Here is a 615-nt window from a genome sequence, read left to right on the forward strand (position 1 = left end):
TACGACTCAAGAGCCGACTACTACAACCACTACGGTAACAACTACTGATGAACCTAAGACTACTTCAACTACAACTGAGGAGCCTAAGACCACAGTAACGACAACCGATGAGCCTACAACTACTTCAACTACTTCTGAAGAGCCTAAGACTACTGTACCTACTACACCTGAGACTCCTGATACAACACCAGAAGAACCAGGAAACCACAATAGTAGTGAGGAAGACACAACGTCAACAACAACTACTACTGCAGAGCCTAAGACTTCTTCATCTACTTCAGAAAATCCAAATAAACCTGATCATTCTGGTACCACAACGACACCAAGTGCGCCAGGTTCAAATGGTGGAAACAATGGGGGAGGTCGCAAATCGCTTCTTCCAAACACAGGTGAAGTTGTTGCATCTGGACTCGTCTTCTCTGGAATTCTTGTCTTAGCAGGTGCTGTTGGAATCAAACGGAAATTGACTCGTCAATAATTTATTCATTAAAAATAGTCAATTTTCTAACGAAATAGATTTTCAATGCATCTTAACAAATAGTTCAACTAACAAAGAGAGAAATTTTTAGCTCTCTCTGATAGATAAAAAGAGGCTGGGACAAAAGTCCTAGCCTC

Annotated in this window: 1 protein-coding gene; it reads left to right on the top strand. The window is 41.1% G+C overall.

The features are described from left to right. Positions 1-478: LPXTG cell wall anchor domain-containing protein (locus HMPREF2893_RS05765; protein WP_148131925.1), on the top strand; the 478-nt coding region annotated here is incomplete at its 5' end. Between the last annotated feature and the right edge of the window lie 137 nt (positions 479-615).

The sequence above is a fragment of the Streptococcus sp. HMSC072C09 genome, from assembly GCF_001813105.1.
Taxonomy (GTDB): Bacteria; Bacillota; Bacilli; order Lactobacillales; family Streptococcaceae; genus Streptococcus.